This window comes from Thermomonas sp., from assembly GCF_047606765.1.
In the GTDB taxonomy this organism is placed as follows: domain Bacteria; phylum Pseudomonadota; class Gammaproteobacteria; order Xanthomonadales; family Xanthomonadaceae; genus Thermomonas.
On record NZ_JASGED010000105.1, the window covers coordinates 1 to 20,283 of the forward strand.

A 20,283-nucleotide genomic window follows, 5' to 3' on the forward strand; every position below is an offset into this window, starting at 1 on the left:
AGATCATCAAGGCCTGCCTGCTGCTGGCCGGCGTGACCTTCATGGCCTTCATGGTGCTGGCGAACTACGGCTTCAGCCCGGAGGCGCTGTTCGCCAAGGGCGTGGAGGTGAAGACCCAGCTCGCGGCAGCCGCAGCGACAACACCAGAGGAGGCAGCAGGCGCGGCGCAGAAAGGATTGGCAGTGATGGGGCCGGGTGGCTTCATCAAGGATCCGATCAGTGCGATCAGCTTCGGCATGGCGCTGATGTTCGGCACCGCCGGCCTGCCGCACATCCTGATGCGCTTCTTCACCGTGCCCAACGCCAAGGAAGCACGCAAGTCGGTGTTCTGGGCGACCACGTGGATCGGCTACTTCTACATCCTGATCTTCATTATTGGTTTTGGCGCGATCGCGCTGGTGCTGACCAACCCGGAAATGGCCGAGGCCGGCACGATCAAGGGCGGCGCAGGCGCAGCCAACATGGCGGCGGTGCTGGTGGCGAAGATGGTGGGCGGCAACGTGTTCTTCGGCTTCATCTCCGCAGTGGCCTTCGCCACCATCCTGGCGGTGGTGGCCGGGCTCACGTTGTCCGGTGCATCGGCGGTGTCGCATGACCTGTATGCCACGGTGTGGAAGGGCGGCAAGGCCGACAGTGCTTCGGAGCTGAAGGTCTCGCGCATCACCACGGCGGCGCTGGGCGTGATCGCGGTGCTGCTGGGCATCGCCTTCGAGAAGCAGAACGTGGCCTTCATGGTGTCGCTGGCCTTCGCGATCGCGGCCTCCGCCAACTTCCCGGTGCTGATCCTGTCGCTATTGTGGAAAAACTGCACCACGCGCGGCGCGGTGATTGGCGGCTTCCTTGGCCTGATCTCCTCGGTGGTGCTGACGGTGGTGTCGCCCTCGGTGTGGGAAGCCACCCTCGGCAACCCGGCGGGTTCCGCATGGTTCCCCTACACCTCGCCCGCGCTGTTCTCGATGGCGATTGCCTTTGCCGGCATCTGGTTCTTCTCCATCACCGACCGCAGCGCGCAGGCGGCGAAGGAACGCGACGCCTTCAAGGCGCAGCAGGTGCGTGCGGAAACCGGCCTGGGCGCATCCAGGTCATCCGGCCACTGACGCAAGAACCCCTGTTCCACCTCCCCCCTTCGACGCCGGCCATGTGCCGGCGTCGTCGTTTCAGCAAGCCGATGCCGCGGACCATGTACTTCGATCTGTCACGCGCGCGCCGACGCACCCATACTCGCCCCTTCGCCCACCTGCGGACACACGGCCATGACCGAACCCTTCTGGTCAAGACGCGAACTTCTGGCAATGATGGCTGCCGGCACCGCGACCGCGCTGTTGCCGCGCGCCGTACGCGCTGATGCACCTCCATCCAGCCTGCTGTTGCGCGACGTGCGCGTGATCGACGGCACCGGCGCACCGGCGCGTGCCGCTGACGTGCTTGTGCAGGGCGAACGCATCGTGCGTATCGGCAAGGTATCGCCGCGTCTGGTGCCTGGCGCACGGACCATCGAAGGCGGCAGCCGGGTGCTTGCGCCCGGTTTCATCGACCTGCACACGCATGGCGATCCGCTCGAACGCACTTATGCCAGCCATCTGGCGATGGGCGTGACCACCGTCCTCCTCGGTCAGGATGGCAGCAGCCCGGGCGCCGACGAGGAAGGCCAGCGTCGCCTGTCCCATTGGTTCGACGCCGCGCAACGCGCGCAGCCGGACATCAACGTCGCCACCTGCTCCGGGCATGGTTCGCTGCGCCGGCAGGCCGGGATCGACGACGCCACCCGCACGCCCACCGACGCGCAGATCGCGCGGCTGGCACAAGTACTGGAGGAAGACATCCTCGCCGGCTCGTTCGGCCTGTCCACCGGGCTGGAATACGTGCCTGGCCTCTATGCCGAACCCAGGGAAATCGCCGCACTCGGCCCGGTGGTCGCGCGCCACGACGGCGTGTGCATGAGCCATCTGCGCACCGAGGACGATGACCGCATCGACAGCGCGATCCGCGAACACATCGAGGCCAGCCGCCCCGCACGCACCCACATCTCGCACCTGAAGGTAACGCTCGGCCGGGGCGAAGCGCGCGCCGAACGCCTGCTCGCCAGCCTGCGGGCGTATCGCAACGCCGGCGTGCCACTAACCGCCGATGCCTATCCCTACGCCGCCAGCTTCACCACCATCGCCATCCTGTTCCCGGAATGGGCGCTGCCACCGACCGACTACGCACAGGTGTTGGCCGCGCGCCGCGACGAATTGCTGCAGGCACTGGAACGCAACATGATACGCCGACGCGGCCCCGATGCCCTGCTGTTCGGCACCGGCCCGTTCACCGGCAAAACCCTGGCACAGGCTGCACAGGAAACCGGCAAGCCGTTCGCACAAGTGCTGCTGGATCTCGGCCCGGGCGGTGCCAGCGCCGCCCACTTCAGTCATGGACGAACCGCTGCAGGCGCGGCTGATGCGCGACCCGTTCGTGGCCATCGCCAGCGACGGTTCGCCGACCAGCCGGCATCCGCGCGGCCACGGCACCTTCGCCAAGTGGATCGAGGCGTTCGCGGTGCGCAACCCTCTGGTGACGCTGGAGGAAGCCGTGCGCAAGGTCACCGGATTGCCGGCATCGATCCTGCGCCTGCCCGACCGCGGCATCCTTCGCGAAGGCGCGGTGGCCGACCTGATCCTGTTCGACCCGCAGAACGTCCGCGCACGCGCCGATTACGTCAACCCGTTCACGCACGCCGAAGGCTTCGATCTGGTGCTGCTGGGCGGCGTACCTGCATTCGAGAACGGTGAACGCATCGCCGCCGCAGGCCGGCTGTTGCGGCATCGCGGGGCGTGAGGCCAGCTCACCCGACAGCAGGCCACTTCACCGAATGACCGAGGCAACCCTGGCGGAATAGAGCAAGAGGAAGCCGCTCTTGCGCGCGGCATCGCCGCCTATACTCGCCCTGCATCGGGGAGGATGAATGCTGCCAGGCTGGGTGTTGCTGCTGGTTTCCGTCGGCTATGCCGCACTGCTGTTCGCGGTGGCATGGCTGGGCGACCGCTATCCGCTGTATCCGCAGCGCCCGTGGCTGCGCCCGGTGGTCTATAGCCTGGCGCTGGCGGTGTATTGCTCGTCGTGGACGTTCTACGGCGCGGTCGGCACGGCGGTGAACTTCGGCATCGGCTATCTGCCGATCTACCTCGGCCCGTTGCTGCTTTTGCTGTTCGGCTGGCGCATTCTGGAACGGCTGGCGCTGATCGCGCAGTCGCAGAACACGGTGTCCATCGCCGACTTCATCGCCTCGCGCTATGGGCGTTCGCAATGGCTGGCGGCACTGGTGGCGGTGGTCGCGATCATCGCCGCAGTGCCTTACCTCGCGCTGCAGTTCAAGGCCGTGGTCATCAGCCTTGGCGTGCTGGGCGGGCAGGCCCAGACCCGTGCATTCGGCGATCCCGCGCTGTACGTCGCCGCGCTGATGGCGTTGTTCGCGATCCTGTTCGGCACGCGCCAGGTGGATGCCACCGAGCATCGGCCCGGCATGATGCTGGCGGTGGCGCTGGAATCGCTGGTGAAACTGGTGGCGCTGATCGCGGTGGGCATCTTCGCAACGCACTGGCTGTCGGTGCGCGACGTGCCGGCGATTGAAGCAACGCGCGCGCTGTTCGAGAACGCACCGCCGGTCGGCTTCGTCGGGCAGACGCTGCTGGCGTTTGCCGCCATCGTCTGCCTGCCGCGCCAGTTCCACGTCGCGGTGGTGGAGTGCGGCGACGTGGCCGACATCCGCAAGGCGCGCTGGATGTTCGGTGCATACCTGATTGTGATCACGCTGATGGTGGTGCCCATCGCCGCCGCCGGCGTGGCGCTGTTCGGGCGCGGTGGCGCAGTGGCGGCGGACAGCTTCGTGCTGGCGCTGCCGCTGGCGGAACACCACGACACGCTGGCGCTGTTCGCCTATGTCGGCGGGTTTTCCGCCGCGACCGGCATGGTGATCGTGGCGACGGTCGCGCTGGCAACGATGATAAGCAACGACCTGGTGATGCCGCCGCTGCTGCGGCGCGGCTGGGCGCAGCAGCACGGCGGCAACGTGGCCTCGACCGTGCTGTGGATCCGCCGCGCGGCGATCATCGGCCTTGCGGCGCTGGCCTACGGCTACTACCGCGCCAGCGGCAGTGATACCGCGCTGGCTTCGTATGGGCTGATGGCGTTCGCGGCGGTTGCGCAGTTCGCGCCCGCGCTGATCGGCGGGCTGTACTGGCGCGGTGCAAGCCGTCAGGGCGCGGAAGCTGGCCTGCTGCTTGGTTTTGCGACGTGGAGCTACACGCTGCTGTTGCCGACGTTGACCGATGCCGGCTGGATGGACGCACGCTGGTTGGACGAAGGCCCGCTGGGCCTGTATTGGCTGCGGCCACGGCAGTTGTTCGGCGTGGATGGCTGGGATCCGCTGACCCATGGTGCGTTCTGGTCACTGCTGCTCAACAGCGCCGCGTTCATGGTGGTCTCCACGCGCTGGCGACCCAGCCTGGGTGAACGCCTGCGCGCAACGCCCTTCCTTGATCCCTATGCACGGCGCAAGGCACTGTCGCAGGACGGCTGGCAGGGCAATGTGCGCATCGCCGACCTGCACGAACTGGCCGCGCGCATCCTTGGCGAGCGCGCGTCCGAACGCGCCTTCCGCGAACACGCCGCGCAGCAGCAACGCGAGCTGCAACCCGGTGCGGCGGCGGATCGCAACCTGATCCAGTTCACCGAGAAGCTGCTGGCATCGGCCATCGGTGCGGCTTCCGCGCGACTGGTGCTGACCAGCCTGCTGAGCGGCTCCGGCATGGACGTGACCGAAGTGGTGGCGGTGCTGGACGAAGCCGGGCAGGAGCTGCGCTTCAACCGCGAAATCCTCTCCACCACGCTGGAAAACATCGACCAGGGCGTCAGCGTGGTCGATGCCGACATGCGGCTGATCGCGTGGAATCGTCGCTATCAAACCTTGTTCGGTTATCCCGACGGCATGCTCTACGTCGGTCGCCCGGTGGCCGACCTGATCCGCCACAACGCCGAGCGCGGCGAACTGGGCGAACTCAACCAGCCCGACATCGAAACGCAGATCGAACGCCGGATTGCCTACATGCGCGCGGGTTCGCCGCACGTCTCGCAGCGCATGCTGGGCAACGGCCGCGTGCTGGAACTGCGCGGGCAGCCGCTGCCCGGCGGCGGCTACGTCACCAGCTACAGCGATGTCACCGACTACAAGAACGTGGAAGGCGAACTGCGCGAGGTCAACGAAACGCTGGAACAGCGCGTGGCCGAACGCACCCGCGAGGCGGAGCTGGCGCAGGAGTCGCGCTCACGCTTCCTCACTGCGGTCAGCCACGACGTGCTGCAACCCTTGAACGCGGCGCGCCTGTTTGCATCCGCGCTGCGCGAAACGCCGGCGGGCGATGAACAACATCGGCTGGCCGAGCGCGTGGATGCATCGCTGCGCGCGGCGGAAGAATTGCTGGACGGCTTGCTGGACGTGTCGCGGCTGGATGCGGGCGCACTGCGGCCCGAGATCGAACATTTCGATGCCGGGCAGATGCTGCATGAACTCGCGGCGCAGTCGGCACCGATGGCCGCTGCCCGCAACATCGCCCTGCGCGTGCATGCGCCTTCGCTGGTCGTACACAGCGACCGCCGCCTGCTGCGGCGCGTGGTGCAGAACTTCCTTGCCAATGCGCTGCGCTACACGCCGGGCGGGCGCATCGTGCTGGCCGCGCGCAGGCGTGGCATTGATGTGGCCTTGCAGGTCTGGGATACAGGGCCGGGCATCCCCGAACACCACATGCGCCAGATCTACGACGAGTTCCATCGCTACGAACAACCCTTCGACTGGGACGGGCGCGGACTGGGGCTGGGCCTGTCGATCTGCCAGCGCATCTCGCGCCTGCTTGGCCACACGCTGGATGCACGCAGCGCGGTGGGGCGCGGCAGCATGTTCTCGATCATCGTGCCGCGCGGCGACGCAGCGGCAGCCAGCGCAAGCCCCGCACCCGACACACCGTTGGCGGACGACTCGCTGGCCGGCCTGCGCGTGCTGTGCGTGGACAACGATCCTGAAATCCTCGAAGGCATGACCACCCTGCTCGCGCGCTGGGGCGTGCAGGCGCTGTGTGCGAGCACGGTCGATCAGGCGCTGGCGAAGATGGCGCAGCAGCCGCGCGTGCTGCTGGTCGATTACCACCTGCACGACCGCCTTGATGGACTCGACACGCTGGATGCGCTGCACGCATTGCAGCCGGGCATTCCGGGCGCATTGCTCACCGCGGACGGCAGCGATGCATTGAAACAGGCCGCGCGCGAACGCGGCTACCGGGTTCTGACCAAGCCCGTGAAACCGGCATCGCTGCGTGCCTTCCTCAGCGCGCAGCAATCCAGCGGCTAGGCCTCAGTCGAATTCGCCCTCGGGCGCGACCACCTTGTCGGGATCAAGCGCCAGCTTGCCGGCCATCAACACCGCCTGCGTGCGATTGGACGCGCCCAGCTTGCGCAATATCGCGCTCATGTGCGCCTTGATCGTGGCCTCGGACACGCCCAGTTCGTAACCAATCTGCTTGTTGAGCTTGCCGGAGCCCAGCATCTGCAAGACCCGGAACTGCTGCGGCGTGAGTTCACGCACGCGCGCCGCCACGTCCTGCTCGTCACGCGATACCGCCGGCATCGAAGCGATGCCCGCCGGCAGCCAGCGTTCGCCGTCCAGCACCTGCCGCAGCGCGGTGGCCAGCGTGTCGGCATCGGAGGATTTCGGGATGAAGCCCATCGCGCCGTGATCCAGCGCGCGCCGCATCACCGTTGGCTCCTCGCGCGCGGACACCACCACCACCGGCAACTGCGGGTGTTGCGCGCGCAAATGCACCAATGCACTGAAACCGTGCGCGCCCGGCATGTTGAGGTCAAGCAGCAGCAGGTCGGCGTCCGGCTGCGCATCCACCATCGCGTGCAGCGCATCGGCGTTGTCGGCCTCGTGCAGGCTCGCGCCCGGCAACAGCCGCGACAACACCCCGCGCAGCGCCTCGCGGAACAGCGGATGGTCGTCGGCGATCAGCAGCGTACTCATGCCGCCGCGCCCGCCGTCGAATGGCATGCCATCAAAAGGATGTCGCTCATCGATTCCCCCACGTTCCACCCATGCGGAGTTTGCCGCATCGGGCGCGCCGACGGGTGGATGTCTGGTCTGCGGCAGTTTCTGCGTTAATGCAGGCAGGACACTTCCCGCACCGAGGTTCCCCATGCAATGCCGCTTCCACATCCTGCCGCTGCTGTTCCTGATCGCATCCGCGCCTGCCTTGGCGGGCGACGATCCGGCCACGCGGAAAGTCGTCACCACGCAGGCCGATCTGCCGATGTTCGAATACCCGATCACGGCCAAATCCGCGATGGAACTGATCGACGGCGGCCCGGAGTTCGACACGCTCGCCGCGCAGGTGCAGCGCGATATCGAAAGCGTGCTGCGCGATTACGACATCCGCGATGTCGGCACGCTGGAGAATTACCACACCGCACTGCGCAATCTTGCGCTGATTCGTGGCGATACCACCGCCGTGCGTGAACGCAACGCCACGTTGCGCCAGATCGCCGACAAATCGGTGACAAAACTCACCGCCGGGCTGGAAGAAGATGCCATTGCCGCCGCACTGGATGCAGGCAAGGATGCCGCCGCGCAGCACGCCGTCTATCGCCAGCAGCTTGCAGCCAGCATCGCCACGCTGCCGTGGTCAACGGCGGGCGGCTGGGCCAAGGATCAGAACGAGGCATACCGGGTTCTGGACACCGTTGTCCCCTACTTCGCCGCCATGCTGGATCCATCGCTCAAGCAGAACGGGAAGATCGGCATGGGCGACGCACGCCTAGTCATCATGGCGCGCGCAATACGCCTGCGACTAACACCCTTCGCCGATGACGCGCTGAAGGTCTATGGCGAATACATCGCCGCCAACGACAAGCCGCTTCAGAACATCTGGCCTGAGCGCACCGCGACATTCAGCGCCAACGACACACTCACCCCGGCCACGGTCGCGGTCTGGGACAGCGGCGTGGATGTCGCCCTGTTCCCCGATCAGCTCTGGACGAATACCAGGGAACAGCTCGATGGTCGAGACAACGACAGCAACGGCTTTATCGACGACATCCACGGCATCGGCTTCGACGAGGACGATGCGCCCGTCACCGGCACGCTGTGGGACATCGAAGGCAAGTATCCCGGCCGCGTGCAGGAACTGCGCGACATCCAGATCGGCGAGGACGACCTGGCGCAAGGCAAGGACACGCCACAAGCGCAAAAAGCCCGGAAATCCTATTCGGACATGACCCCCGAATTGATGGAAATGCTCGGCTACTACTCCCGATACACGCATGGCACCATGGTTGCAGGCATTGCGCTGGATGGTAATCCTGCGGCACGCCTGATGGTGGTGCGCATCGCATGGACCGCCTATCGCAACCCGCCGCCCGTGCCGACGCTGGACACCACCCGTCGCGCTGCGGACGCGGCCCGCCGCATCGTCGCCTACCTGCGTGCGAACCATGTACGCGTGGTCAACATGAGCTGGTCGGGGACGCAGGCCGATTACGAGAGCGATCTTGCGGCCAACGGCATCGGCAAAACGCCGGAAGAACGCAAGGCGCTGGCCGCGCAACTGTTCGCCATCGAACGCGACAACCTGCGCGAGCTTTTCCGCGCCGCACCTGAAATCCTGTTCGTGCCAAGCGCGGGCAACAGCAACCGCGACACCACCTTCGAGGAAAACATCCCGGCGGATTTCGACCTGCCCAACCTGCTCACCGTGGGCGCGGTGAACAGCGCTGGCGATGCCGCCAGCTTCAGCAGCAAGGGCGCGCGCGTGCGCATTTACGCCTGGGGCGATGGCGTGGAGGTCGTTTCGCCCGGCGGATACAGGAACAAGGGTCTGGGCACATCGCTCGCCGCACCGCAGGTGACCAACCTTGCCACCAAACTGCTGGCGCTCGACCCATCACTGACGCCGCCGCAACTCATCCAGCTCATCCTCGACGGCGGTGACCGGAACACCGATGGCCTGCTGCTGATGAACCAGAAGAAATCGTTGGAACTGCTGCGAGCGAGGAATGGGTATGGCGGCGGCTGACCTATGGGCGGGCGTGACGGCTGCGCGCGGAGCAAGCTCCGCACCTACCGGCTTCGAACCATGCAACGCGATTGAATCGATAGATCCGCATGTGCCGGGCTTGCCCGGCACACTACCTACTGCGGCGGCGCAGCCAGTTCCTTCGCATCGAGGAAGCCATCGCGGTTGGCGTCCTGCTTGCGAAAGCGTTCCGCAAGCCGCGCGCGATGGGTGTCACGGGTGATCGGCTGGCCCTTGCCACCGGGCTGTTCGTCGGCGGTCAGCACGCCATCGCGGTTGCGATCCATGCCATCGAAGGCGTAGCTCATCCACTCAAGATATTCGAACAGCGACACCTTGCCGTCGCCGTCCGTGTCCATCTTCGCCAGATAGTCGTTGGTGCGTGACACCTGCGCGTGCAGCGTGATGGGCAATGCCAGCAATACCGTGAGGGCGGCGACTGTCTTCATCATAGGGTGGGCCTTGGCCCACCATTCGCGTATCACGTATGCCAATGGATCACGCCTGTACCAGCGCATAGCCGCGCAGGCGCACGGCGTAATCCTGCAAGGCACGCACACCGCTGGCTTCGGCTTCGGCGCACCATGCCTGCAGGCGCTTCAGGCGCTCGGAAGCATCATGGCTGCGGCTTTCCAGCACGTCGGCCAGACGCCTGCGGTATTCGATCAATGCCTGGATGCGCGGGCGCGCGTCGATCCATGCCTGCAACTGTTCGCGTGCTTCCGGCTTCAGCCAGCGGCCATCGTCGGCCATGCCTTTGCGCAGTTTGCGCGGCAGCAGCGCGCGCAGTTTCGCGCCTGCAATGGCGGCTTCTTCCTTCAATGCAGGCTTGAGCACGTTGCGCTGGTAGTCGGTCATGGCCTGGAAGCGATGCGCCAGCAGCGCCTTCAAGGTTTCCGCATCCGGCATGGTGATGTTGGGGCGCAGGTTGAGCGTGGGCGCAACGCGCAGCACCTTCGCCAACCGCAGCTTTTCCAGCAGCCTGATCGCAGCCCAGCCGATATCGAACTCGAAGCGGCGCATCGAGAAGCGTGCCGAGCTCGGGAAGGCGTGGTGGTTGTTGTGCAGCTCCTCGCCGCCGATCCACACCGCCCACGGGGTCAGGTTGGTGGCGGTGTCCGTGGTCTGGAAGTTGCGGTAGCCCCACCAGTGGCCAAGGCCGTTGATGACGCCGGCAGCCCAGAACGGAATCCACGCCATCTGGATGGCCCACACGGCCACGCCCTTCGCGCCGAACAGCACGATGCTCACGATAAGCAGCAACACCACGCCGGCATTGGCATGGCGTGTGTAGAGCTTGCGTTCGATCCAGTCATCCGGGCAGCCCTTGCCGTACTGCTCGATGTCGGCGCGCGCCAGCCGCGCCTCGCGGTACATGTCCGCGCCCTTCCACAGCACGTTGCTGATGCCCTTGTGCATGGGGCTGTGCGGGTCTTCCTCGGTCTCGCACTTGGCGTGGTGCTTGCGATGGATCGCCGCCCATTCCCGGGTAATCATCGAAGTGGTCAGCCACGACCAGAAGCGGAAGAAATGCGCGATGACTGGATGGAAGTCCACGCCGCGATGCGCCTGGCTGCGGTGCAGGTACAAGGTGACGGTGAAGATGGTGATCTGGGTGACGATGAGCAGATAAAGCAGCATCTGCCACCAGCCGAACTGCAACAGGCCGCCGGCAAGGAAGTTCAGGATGGAAGCATCGAGGATGGACGCGAACATGAATGTGTCAACAAGGGAACGACATCGGCATGATGGGGCCGATTCCGTGACAAAACCAGACCAGCCGGCCCGCATGCACGCACCTTCCCAAGCTGAACCGTTGATCGAACTCGACCAGGCCACTGTGCTGCGCGGCGAACAGCGCGCGCTGGACGCACTGAGCCTGCGCCTGCCGATGGGCCGGCATGTCGCCATCCTTGGCCCCAATGGCTGCGGCAAGTCCAGCTTCATCCAGCTCATCACCCGCCAGTTGTATCCGGTGATGCACGCGGACGGTCGCCCGCCCGTGCGCATCCTCGGCCGGCACCGTTGGGACGTGCGCGAAATCCGCACGCAGCTGGGCGTGGTGTCCGGGACGATGCACGACGATCTGCTCTCGCTGCCCGGCATCACGGCGGAAGACGCCGTATTGGGCGCTGCCGAAGCACGGCTTGCGGCCTACGACACCGATGCCATCACCCCGGCGATGCGCCAATCCGCGCGTGATGCACTGTCCCGCGCCGATGCGCTGCATCTTGCCGGTCGCGAATACGCCACGCTGTCCACCGGCGAGGCCCGCCGCGTGGTGTTGGCCCGCGCGCTGGCGCACGGGCCGCGCGCATTGCTGCTGGATGAACCTTCCGCCGGGCTGGACGTGGTGGCACGCCAGCGCCTGCTGGACACGCTGCGGCGGCTGGCGCGCGAAGGCACGACGCTGGTGCTGGTCACCCACCACGCCGAGGAACTGATTCCCGAGATCGGCCACATCGTGCTGCTGCGTGCCGGGCAGATCGTGGCCGAAGGCCCGCGCGCGAACGTGCTGACGCCTGCGCTGCTGGGCCGCGCGTTCAATGCGCCGCTGCGCATGCGCGAGGGCGATCCGCCTGCCTTCGAGTTCATCGCCAATGCCTGAATTGCCCGAAGTCGAAACCACCCGTCGCGGCCTGCTGCCGCACGTCGAAGGCCGGCGCGTGGCGCGCGTGCTGCTGCGCCGCCCCGACCTGCGCTGGCCGATCCCGTTTGATGTGGAAGCGCTGTTGCCCGCGCAGAAAATCACCACCATCCGCCGCCGTGCCAAATACTTGTTGCTGGATACCGACGCCGGTAGCGCGCTGTTGCACCTGGGCATGTCTGGCAGCCTGCGCGTGCTGCCTGCAGACACGCCGGTGCGCGCGCACGATCACGTGGACATCGCACTGGAAGGTGTCGATGGCAAGCCAGGCAACGTGCTGCGCTTCAACGACCCGCGCCGCTTCGGCTGCCTGCTGTGGCAGATGCCGGAGCAAACGCACCCGCTGCTGGCAGGACTGGGGCCGGAGCCGTTGTCGGATGATTTCGATGGCGACTATCTCTTCTCGCGAAGCCGTGGCCGCGCCGCACCAGTCAAGACCTTCCTGATGGATCAGGCCATCGTGGTGGGCGTGGGCAACATCTACGCCGCCGAGGCGCTGTTCATGGCCGGCATCAGCCCGCTGCGCGCTGCAGGAAAGGTCTCGCGCGAGCGCTACGCGGCACTGGCCGATGCGGTGAAGGCGATCCTCTCGCATGCCATCACCCGTGGCGGCACCACCCTGCGAGACTTCATCAGCCCGGATGGCGCGCCCGGTTACTTCGAACAGGAACTGCTGGCCTACGGGCGCGGCGGGCAGCCCTGCCCGCGCTGCGGGCGCGCGCTGAAGCAGGCCAGCATCGGCCAGCGCACAACCGTGTGGTGCGGGCATTGCCAGCGATGAGAAATCTGCTGTTCCTTCCCCCCTTGCGGGGGAAGGTGCCGAAGGCGGATGGGGGGTTGCGCAAACCCACACCCCCATCCCAACCCTTCCCCCGTCAAGGGGGAAGCAACTGTCTTGCTCAAGTGGCAGCGAGCGTCATCCTATGATCTCGCATCTTGGCATTGAGGATGACCAGTAGCTTGCGCATGGAGGCCACCAAGGCAACCTTGGCGACTTTTCCCTGCGCACGCAGGCGTTGATAAAACGCGCGCAGTTCCGGATTGAAGCGCACGGCCACCAGTGTGCCCATGTAGAGCACCTGGCGCACGCTCGCACGCCCTCCCCAGATGCCGCGCGTGCCCCGCATCGTACCGCTGTCGCGGGCCAGCGGGGCCACCCCCACCAGCTTGGCGATGGCCTTGCCACTGAGCGTTCCCAGTTCCGGCAACTGCGCCGCCAAGGTGGCCTGCAACACAGGGCCGACACCCTTGACCTGCCGGAGTACCTCCAACTCGGGCTGTGCGGCGACCTGCTAGGCAATACGGGCATCCAGTTCGGCCAACACCTTTCGCCATTGCCGTAACCCGGCCTGCACCTGTCGCTTCAACCAATCGTCGGCAATTTGTGGCAACCGCTGGCGCTCCTGCTGCAAGAGCACCACGATCTGCTGCCGGCGTTGCTGGTACTCGTGCAACTGGCGACGCCAGCGTTCGGCAGGCTGATATGGCGTCAGTGGCAGCAGGGCCGCCATCATTGCCAGCACCTGTGCGTCCAGCGCATCGGTCTTGGCCAACTGCCCCACGGCCTTGGCAAAGTCACGCGCTTGCCGTGGGTTCAACCGCACCACCGGCAGGCCAGCAGCGTGAAGGCCATCCAATGCCGCTTGCTCGTAGCCGCCCGTAGCTTCCAGCACCACTTGGCGCAGTTCCAGCGTGCCAAGCCACATCGCCAGTTCCTGTATGCCTGCCACATGGTTGCCGACGCGCATGCGCCGTTCCAGCCCGGTCACATGCACATCGAGCCACGCCTTGCTCACATCAATACCAACACCGTAGGCCATCATCGACTCCGCTAAGCTGTCAGGGTCGAGAGTTCTCCCGCTAGCCCAGCCTTATCGATACGAGCGCCAACTCGAGCAACTGTTCGGGCGTATGCGAGGAGATTCCGGCGTGGCGACCTCGCTTCCCCGCGGTCGTTCAGACCAAAGGCTTATCGGTCGACCACGCCGGCTCTCGGCACCTAATCTCGCAGATCGGCAAGAGATAAGGGCTTTTTCGCTATAGTTCAGCCATCCCCTGATCCCCTGCGGCCCGATGACCGAAGCCGGCGACATCACCGTTCTGCTGGACGCCGCGCGCGATGGCGACCGCAGCGCGCTGGACCGCGTGCTTGCCACGCTGTATCAGGAACTGCACGGCATGGCCCGCAGGCAGTTGGCCGGGCAGCACCATGGGCACACGCTGGATGCCACCTCGCTGGTGCATGAGGCTTATTTGAAGCTGGCCGGTCGCGGTGCCGGCAACGCGCAGTTCGATGATCGTGCGCACTTCTTCGCATACGCCGCTTCGGCAATGCGCAGCGTGGTGGTGGACTACGCCCGCCAGCGGTTATCGCAAAAGCGCGGCGGCGACCTGCACCGGGTCACCGAACTGCCGGACGAAATCGAAGGCGGGCTGCGTCTGGACGAAGACATGCTGGCGTTGGATGCCGCGCTGGCACGGTTGGGCGCAGTCGATCCGCGCCTGACCCAGGTGGTGGAACTGCGTTATTTCGCCGGGTTGTCGGAACTGGAAATCGCCGCCTTGCAACAGCGTTCCGAACGCAGCGTGCGGCGCGACTGGCAGAAGGCACGGATGTTCCTGCTGGCCTCGCTGCGGGAGACACCCGCCACCTGACGCAGGTCAGGCATGGCGGCAGCCGACATGGACGCCGAACGCTGGCAGCGGTTGTCGCCATTGCTCGACGCCCTGCTGGAAATGTCGCAGGCGCAGCGTGACGAACACATCGCCACCCTGCGCAGCGAAGACGCCGCGCTGGCCGATGATCTGCAGCGCCTGCTGACGCTGGAAGCGGACGACGCCACCTTCCTCGACACGCCGCTGACCGAGCTGCCAACCGACGTGCAGGCAGGCACGCGCATTGGCCCGTACCAACTGGAGCGCCTGCTGGGCGAAGGCGGCATGGGGCAGGTGTGGCTGGCGGCGCGCGCCGATGGCCTGTACCAGCGCAAGGTCGCACTGAAACTTCTGCGTCCGGGTGTGGCCAGCCGGCAATTGCGCCAGCGCTTCGACCGTGAACGCGCGATCCTGGCCCGCTTTGCACACCCCAACATCGCGCGGCTGCTGGATGCCGGTATCGACCATGATGGGCAACCGTACCTCGCGCTGGAATACGTGGAAGGCGAGCCGCTGACCCGCTATTGCCAGTTGCGCCAGCTCGACATCGCTGCGCGCCTTGACCTGTTCCGCCAGGTCTGCGAAGCGGTCAGCCACGCGCATGCAAGCCTGATCGTGCATCGCGACCTCAAGCCCTCCAACATCCTGGTGACCACCACCGGGCATGTGCGCCTGCTGGACTTCGGCATCGCAAAACTTCTCGACGTGGACGTACTGCCAGCGGAGCAGACCGGCACCGGCGTGCGCGCCTTCACCCTGCACTACGCCGCGCCCGAACAGATTCGCGGCGAACCGATCACCACCATGACCGACGTGTATTCGCTGGGCGTGGTGTTGTACGAACTGCTGACCGGCAGCAAGCCGTATCGCCTGCGCCGCCAGACCGATGCCGAATGGGAAGAGGCCATCCTTGAAGGCGAACCGCTGCGGCCCTCGCAAGCCGCCGCGCAGGCGCAGCCGGATCAGGTGCGCCCCTACGCACCGCCACGGCTTGCGCGCATGCTGGCTGGTGATCTCGACAACATCGTGCTGAAGGCGCTCGCCAAGGAACCGGACAAGCGCTATGCCTCGGTCGAGGCGCTGTCGCAGGATCTGCTCAACTACCTGCGCGGGCGACCGGTGCAGGCGCGCGGGCAAGGCGTGGGTTATCGGCTGCGCAAGTACGTGCATCGCCACCGCTGGGCGCTTGCCGCCAGCCTGTCGATATTGGCCGTGCTGCTGACTTCGCTGGGCGTGGTCACCTGGCAGGCACAGCGCGCACTGCGCGAAGCCGGGCGCGCACAGGCCATGCAGGGCTTCATCGCCGATCTGTTCGCCGATGCCGGCAGCTCCGCCAACACGCCCATCGACCTGCGCAGCCTGCTGGACATGGGCATCCTGCGGGGCGAACACAGCCTGTCACGGCAGCCGCAGGCGCGCGCTGAACTCTACGGCGTGGTCGCCCGCCTGCGCCTTGGCCTTGGCGATTACCGCGAGGCCAACGAGCTGCTGGATCGCCAGGCCGTGCTGCTGGACAACCTGCCCGAAGCGCCGCCCAGCTTGCGACTTGAAGCTGCCGTGTTGCGCGGCAGCGTGCATCGCGAAATGGGCAAGGCCAGCGATTGCGTGGCACGCATGAAGCCGATGCAGGCAACCGCGCAGCGCGAGGAAAACCGCCTGCCCGAGCAGGTGTCCGCGTTCTACGCACAGCTCGGGCGCTGCCTGCGCGAAACCGAGCAGGTGCGCGAAGCCAATGCGCTGTTCAATCGCGCCCTGCAACTGCGCCGTGCGCGTGACGACGCCGCCGGCGTGGCCGAAATCCTGTCCGACCTGTCGCTCCTGGAAGCCAATCAGGGCAGGCCGGCAGAAGCCATCCGCATTCTGGAAGACGCACTGGCGCAATTGCGGCATAGCGCCGGTGAACGCCATCCACTGGCGATCAAGATGCTGCGCTCGCTGTGCGCATTGCAACGCACTGCCGATGCGCTGGAACAGGCCACGCGCAGTTGCAAGGCATCACTGGCGCTGGCGCGTGAAGTGCATGGCCACAACCATCGCGCCACGCTCGATGCCAACCGCCAGCTTGCGGCGCTGTATGTCGATCAGGGCCGCTTCGGCGAGGCCGAGACCATCTTCCTGGAAGCCTATGCGTGGATGCGCACGCGGCTTGACCGCAACCATCCCGACATGGCCCTGATCCACAACAGCCTGGGCATCGTGGCCTGGGAGCGCGGCGATACCGAACGCGCCCTGCGCCACCAGCAGCAGGCCGTCGCGGCCTGGCGCATGTCCGGGCAGGACGGGTTGCTCGCCGGTGGCCTGTTCAATCTGGCGATGATCCTGCACAGCGCCGGGCGCGACCGCGAAGCGCTGCCGCTGCTGGAGGAAGCCCGCAACCTGCGCGCACGCCGGTTCGGCGCAAACCATGAACTGGTCGGCGACACCGACCGCCTGCTGGGCGAAGTGCTGGATGCCTTGGGCGATACCGAGCCCGCCGGCACGGCCTTGCGCAAGGCCGTGCGCCTGACCCGTGCAGGCTTCGGCGCGAATCATTCGCATACCCGGCGTGCGGAGATTTCGCTGGCGCGGTTCCGCGCGCGCCATGGCGACGCGGATGCCATCCCGTTGCTTGATGCCTACGGGCAGGCGCAAGGCGATGACATGGAGCTGCGCAAGGCCGCTTGGCTGGCGCGCGCCTATGCCGCCGAACTGCAATGCAGATCGCAACCGAAACTCGCCCGCGCCAGCCTGGACGCCGTGCTGGCACAGATGCAATTGACGATGCCGGAAGGCGGCACCCTCCCGCGCGAGGTGCAGGCGATCCGCCACGGCTGCGGGAAGGTGGCGCGACAGCCGTAGCTGTGGTGCTTGCACCGCATGGCCTCCGCTTTTTCCCTCTCCCGCTTGCGGGAGAGGGTGGCGAAGCCGGGTGAGGGTGCTTCGTGCGTGCTGCCCCTCATCCGCCTTCGGCACCTTCTCCCCGCGCAGCGGGGAGAAGGAATAGAGCTACCTACAACGGCAGCGGCGACTGCAACGGCTCGATGCCACCCTCGCCGCGCATCACTTTCTTGAACTCCCTGCGCGATACCGAAACGTAGCGCTCGTTGCCGCCGATCTCCACCTGCGGGCCGTCCTGCACCGCGCGCCCGGCTTCGTCCACGCGCACCGTCATCGTTGCCTTGCTGCCACTGTGGCAAATCGTCTTGATCTCGGACAGTTCATCCGCCCACGCCAGCAGGTATTGGCTGCCTTCGAACAATTCACCACGAAAATCCGTGCGCAATCCATAACAAAGCACCGGAATGCGCAGCGCATCGACCACTTCGGACAGTTGCCAGACCTGCGCCTTGCCCAGGAACTGCGCTTCATCGACCAGCACGCAGTGCAATGGCCCGTGTGCGGCGATGTCGGCTTCGATGACCCGCTGCAGATCATCCTCGCGCCCGAAGGCGATGCCCTCCGCCTGCAAGCCGATGCGTGACGCCACCGTGCCGCTGCCAGCGCGATGGTCCAGCTTCGGGGTGAGGATCGCCACTCGCATCCCGCGCTCGCGGTAGTTGTGCGCGGACTGCAGCAAGGTGGTGGTCTTGCCGGCGTTCATCGCCGAGAAATAGAAGTACAACTTGGCCATGGGCAAGGAAGAGGCAGAGGAAAAGGGCTCGTCATTCCCGCGAAGGCGGGAATCCAAGGACGTTAACGCATTGAAAATCAAAGTCCATGGATTCCCGCCTTCGCGGGAATGACAGAATACGCGCCCTCACTCCACTCCCACGCCCACTCCTGCCCATGCAAGGCCTCAACCCCCCGCAACGCGCCGCCGTCCTGCACACCGAAGGCCCGCTGCTGGTGCTGGCCGGCGCGGGCAGCGGCAAGACCCGCGTCATCGTGGAGAAGATCGCGCATCTGATCCATAGCGCGCGCTACCCGGCCAAGCGCATCGCCGCGATCACCTTCACCAACAAGTCCGCGCGCGAAATGCGCGAGCGCGTGGCAAAGCGCATCAAGGGTGATGCCGCGCAGGAGCTGACCGTCAGCACTTTCCACGCGCTGGGCCTGCGCATCGTCCAGACCGACCACGCCAGGCTGGGGCTACGGCGCGGGTTTTCCATCTTCGATGCCGATGATTCCGCATCGCAGATCAAGGACCTGCTGCCACCGGGCAGCAAGCCGGACGCGATCGAGGCAATGAAGCAACTGATCTCCCGCGCCAAGAACGCGGGGCTGTCACCGGAGCAAGCCGCCGAAGCTGCACGCAGCACGCGCGAACGCGAAGCCGCCGCACTGTACGCGCGCTACCAGCAGCGATTGAGCGCGTTCAACGCAGTGGATTTCGATGACCTGATCCGCCTGCCGGTGCAATTGCTTGAAACCGATGGCGAGGCCGTGGCCGCATGGCGCGAGCGCATCGGCTATCTATTGGTGGACGAATGCCAGGACACCAACGATGCGCAATACCGCCTGCTGCGCGCGCTGGCGGGCGATGCCGGCCAGTTCACCTGCGTGGGCGACGACGACCAGAGCATCTATGCGTGGCGCGGCGCGAACCCGGACAACCTGCTGCAACTCGGCAGCGATTATCCGAAGCTGAAAATCATCAAGCTGGAACAGAACTACCGCTGCTCCAACCGTGTGCTGCGCGCGGCCAATGCGCTGATCGCGCACAACCCGCACGAGCACCCCAAGACCCTGTGGAGCGATGCCGCCGACGGCGAACGCATCCGCGTCTGGGAATGCCGCGACGCCGCGCACGAAGCAGAAAAAGTCGCGGCGGAAATCCAGTTCACCGCGCAGAAAAACCTGAAGCCGGATGAAACACCGCACTGGAACGAGTTCTGCGTCCTGTTCCGTGGCAACCACCAGAGCCGTGCGCTGGAAAAGGCGCTGCAACTGCTGCGCATCCCCTATCACCTGAGCGGCGGCACTGCGTTTCTGGATCGCGGCGAAGTCAAGGACGCACTGGCATGGCTGCGCCTGCTTGCAAACCCGGATGACGATGCCGCTTTCCTGCGCGCCGTGCAGTCGCCCAATCGCGGCGTGGGTGCGGGCACGTTGGCGAAACTGGGCGAACTGGCCGCGCATGCGCACCTGCCGCTGGCGCGTGCAGCGGAATCGATTGCGCTTGCGAAGCAATTGCCGGCGCGTGCGGCGAATGCCTTGCAGGGCTTTTCCGACATCGTGCGCGGCCTGCGCATGGAGGCGCGCACGCTGCCGCCGGCGGAACTGGTGCGCAAGCTCAACGAACGCTCCGGTCTGCTGGCCGCGCTGCGCGCCACCTGCAAGAACGAGGCGCAGTTCCAGATGCGCCGTCGCAACCTGGACGAGCTGGCGGACTGGTTCGATGGCCCGAAGACATCGGGGCCGGGCGAACTCGCCGCCGCGCTTGCCCTGCTCTCGCACGCCGACAAGGGCGACGCCGGCAACCAGGTGCGCCTGATGTCGATGCACGCGGCCAAGGGGCTGGAGTTCCGCTACGTGTTCATCGTCGGCGTGGAAGACGGCAACCTGCCGCACGAGGCCAGCATCGAGGAAGGCCGCATCGACGAGGAACGCCGCCTGTTCTACGTCGGCATCACCCGCGCCAAGGAGCGGCTGTGGCTGTCGCACGCAAGCGAGGCGCAGCGCTGGGGCGACAAGCTACGGCTCAAACCCAGCCGCTTCCTCGACGAACTGCCTGCCGAAGAACTGCAACGCGACGGCGCAGACCCGGTGGCCGATGCCGCGCAAAAAGCGGAACGCCGCAGCGCCGGCTTCGCCAATATCCGCGCATTGCTGGGCGACTAGGGAAGGTCTGAACAAGCCGTCATTCCGGCGAAAGCCGGAATCTAGCTCTTTGGTAAGTCATTGAAAAAGCTGGATCCCGGCTTTCGCCGGGATGACGTTTCGGGAGTTGTTCAGAGCTTCCCT

General features: G+C 66.1%; 15 protein-coding genes and 1 pseudogene. 9 read left to right on the top strand and 7 right to left on the bottom strand.

Annotation, left to right across the window (positions count from 1 at the left end):
• Positions 1-1,097 (top strand): sodium:solute symporter family transporter (locus tag QM612_RS10060; RefSeq protein WP_415253758.1); only part of this gene is annotated, 1,097 nt, incomplete at its 5' end.
• Positions 1,098-1,271: 174 nt separating this feature from the next.
• Here QM612_RS10060 and QM612_RS10065 read toward each other — a convergent pair.
• Together QM612_RS10065 and QM612_RS10070 are read right to left on the bottom strand one after the other, a co-directional pair.
• Positions 1,272-1,994: a hypothetical protein gene (locus tag QM612_RS10065; protein WP_415253759.1), complete on the bottom strand. Its 723-nt coding sequence runs from the start codon at positions 1,992-1,994 to the stop codon at positions 1,272-1,274.
• A gap of 123 nt (positions 1,995-2,117) precedes the next feature.
• Positions 2,118-2,414 (bottom strand): hypothetical protein, encoded by a 297-nt coding sequence (locus tag QM612_RS10070; RefSeq protein ID WP_415253760.1) that lies wholly within the window; start codon positions 2,412-2,414, stop codon positions 2,118-2,120.
• A gap of 25 nt (positions 2,415-2,439) precedes the next feature.
• Here QM612_RS10070 and QM612_RS10075 point away from each other — a divergent pair, with 25 nt between their 5' ends.
• Together QM612_RS10075 and QM612_RS10080 are read left to right on the top strand one after the other, a co-directional pair.
• A complete protein-coding gene (locus QM612_RS10075; RefSeq protein ID WP_415253771.1) occupies positions 2,440-2,817 on the top strand; it encodes an amidohydrolase family protein in 378 nt (125 codons plus the stop codon).
• Positions 2,818-2,944: 127 nt separating this feature from the next.
• Entirely contained in the window at positions 2,945-6,379 is a 3,435-nt protein-coding gene (locus QM612_RS10080; RefSeq protein WP_415253761.1) for a NahK/ErcS family hybrid sensor histidine kinase/response regulator, read from the top strand.
• Between the two features lie 3 nt (positions 6,380-6,382).
• Here the strand turns inward: QM612_RS10080 and QM612_RS10085 are convergent, their stop codons facing one another.
• On the bottom strand, positions 6,383-7,051 hold the full coding sequence (locus QM612_RS10085) for a response regulator transcription factor (RefSeq protein ID WP_415253762.1): 669 nt from the start codon (positions 7,049-7,051) through the stop codon (positions 6,383-6,385).
• Between the two features lie 172 nt (positions 7,052-7,223).
• Between QM612_RS10085 and QM612_RS10090 the strand changes: the two genes are divergently transcribed.
• Complete coding sequence (locus tag QM612_RS10090) at positions 7,224-9,098, top strand: S8 family serine peptidase (RefSeq protein ID WP_415253763.1); 1,875 nt, start codon at positions 7,224-7,226, stop codon at positions 9,096-9,098.
• 116 nt (positions 9,099-9,214) lie between these two features.
• On the opposite strand, the gene QM612_RS10095 is transcribed toward QM612_RS10090, so the two are convergent.
• Both QM612_RS10095 and QM612_RS10100 read right to left on the bottom strand, forming a co-directional pair.
• A complete protein-coding gene (locus QM612_RS10095; RefSeq protein WP_415253764.1) occupies positions 9,215-9,547 on the bottom strand; it encodes a hypothetical protein in 333 nt (110 codons plus the stop codon).
• 49 nt (positions 9,548-9,596) lie between these two features.
• A complete protein-coding gene (locus QM612_RS10100; protein ID WP_415253772.1) occupies positions 9,597-10,739 on the bottom strand; it encodes an acyl-CoA desaturase in 1,143 nt (380 codons plus the stop codon).
• A gap of 148 nt (positions 10,740-10,887) precedes the next feature.
• On the opposite strand from QM612_RS10100, the gene QM612_RS10105 reads away from it, so the two are divergent.
• Together QM612_RS10105 and mutM are read left to right on the top strand one after the other, a co-directional pair.
• Complete coding sequence (locus QM612_RS10105; protein WP_415253765.1) at positions 10,888-11,706, top strand: ABC transporter ATP-binding protein; 819 nt, start codon at positions 10,888-10,890, stop codon at positions 11,704-11,706.
• Positions 11,699-12,526 (top strand): bifunctional DNA-formamidopyrimidine glycosylase/DNA-(apurinic or apyrimidinic site) lyase, encoded by an 828-nt coding sequence (gene mutM / locus QM612_RS10110; RefSeq protein WP_415253766.1) that lies wholly within the window; start codon positions 11,699-11,701, stop codon positions 12,524-12,526. Before QM612_RS10105 ends, mutM begins: the two co-directional genes overlap by 8 nt.
• Positions 12,527-12,644: 118 nt before the next feature.
• On the opposite strand, the pseudogene QM612_RS10115 reads toward mutM, so the two are convergent.
• Positions 12,645-13,565, bottom strand: a pseudogene (locus QM612_RS10115) (IS110 family transposase).
• A gap of 253 nt (positions 13,566-13,818) precedes the next feature.
• Between QM612_RS10115 and QM612_RS10120 the strand changes: the two are divergent.
• Both QM612_RS10120 and QM612_RS10125 read left to right on the top strand, forming a co-directional pair.
• The gene (locus QM612_RS10120; protein ID WP_415253767.1) at positions 13,819-14,400 is read left to right on the top strand and encodes an ECF-type sigma factor; all 582 of its coding nucleotides are present in this window, start codon (positions 13,819-13,821) and stop codon (positions 14,398-14,400) included.
• 12 nt (positions 14,401-14,412) lie between these two features.
• Positions 14,413-17,238, top strand: coding sequence for a protein kinase domain-containing protein (locus QM612_RS10125; protein ID WP_415253768.1), 2,826 nt, complete (start codon positions 14,413-14,415; stop codon positions 17,236-17,238).
• Between the two features lie 151 nt (positions 17,239-17,389).
• On the opposite strand, the gene QM612_RS10130 is transcribed toward QM612_RS10125, so the two are convergent.
• Positions 17,390-18,010 (bottom strand): thymidine kinase, encoded by a 621-nt coding sequence (locus QM612_RS10130; protein WP_415253769.1) that lies wholly within the window; start codon positions 18,008-18,010, stop codon positions 17,390-17,392.
• 155 nt (positions 18,011-18,165) lie between these two features.
• Between QM612_RS10130 and QM612_RS10135 the strand changes: the two genes are divergently transcribed.
• Positions 18,166-20,160: a UvrD-helicase domain-containing protein gene (locus tag QM612_RS10135; RefSeq protein ID WP_415253770.1), complete on the top strand. Its 1,995-nt coding sequence runs from the start codon at positions 18,166-18,168 to the stop codon at positions 20,158-20,160.
• Positions 20,161-20,283: the final 123 nt, after the last annotated feature.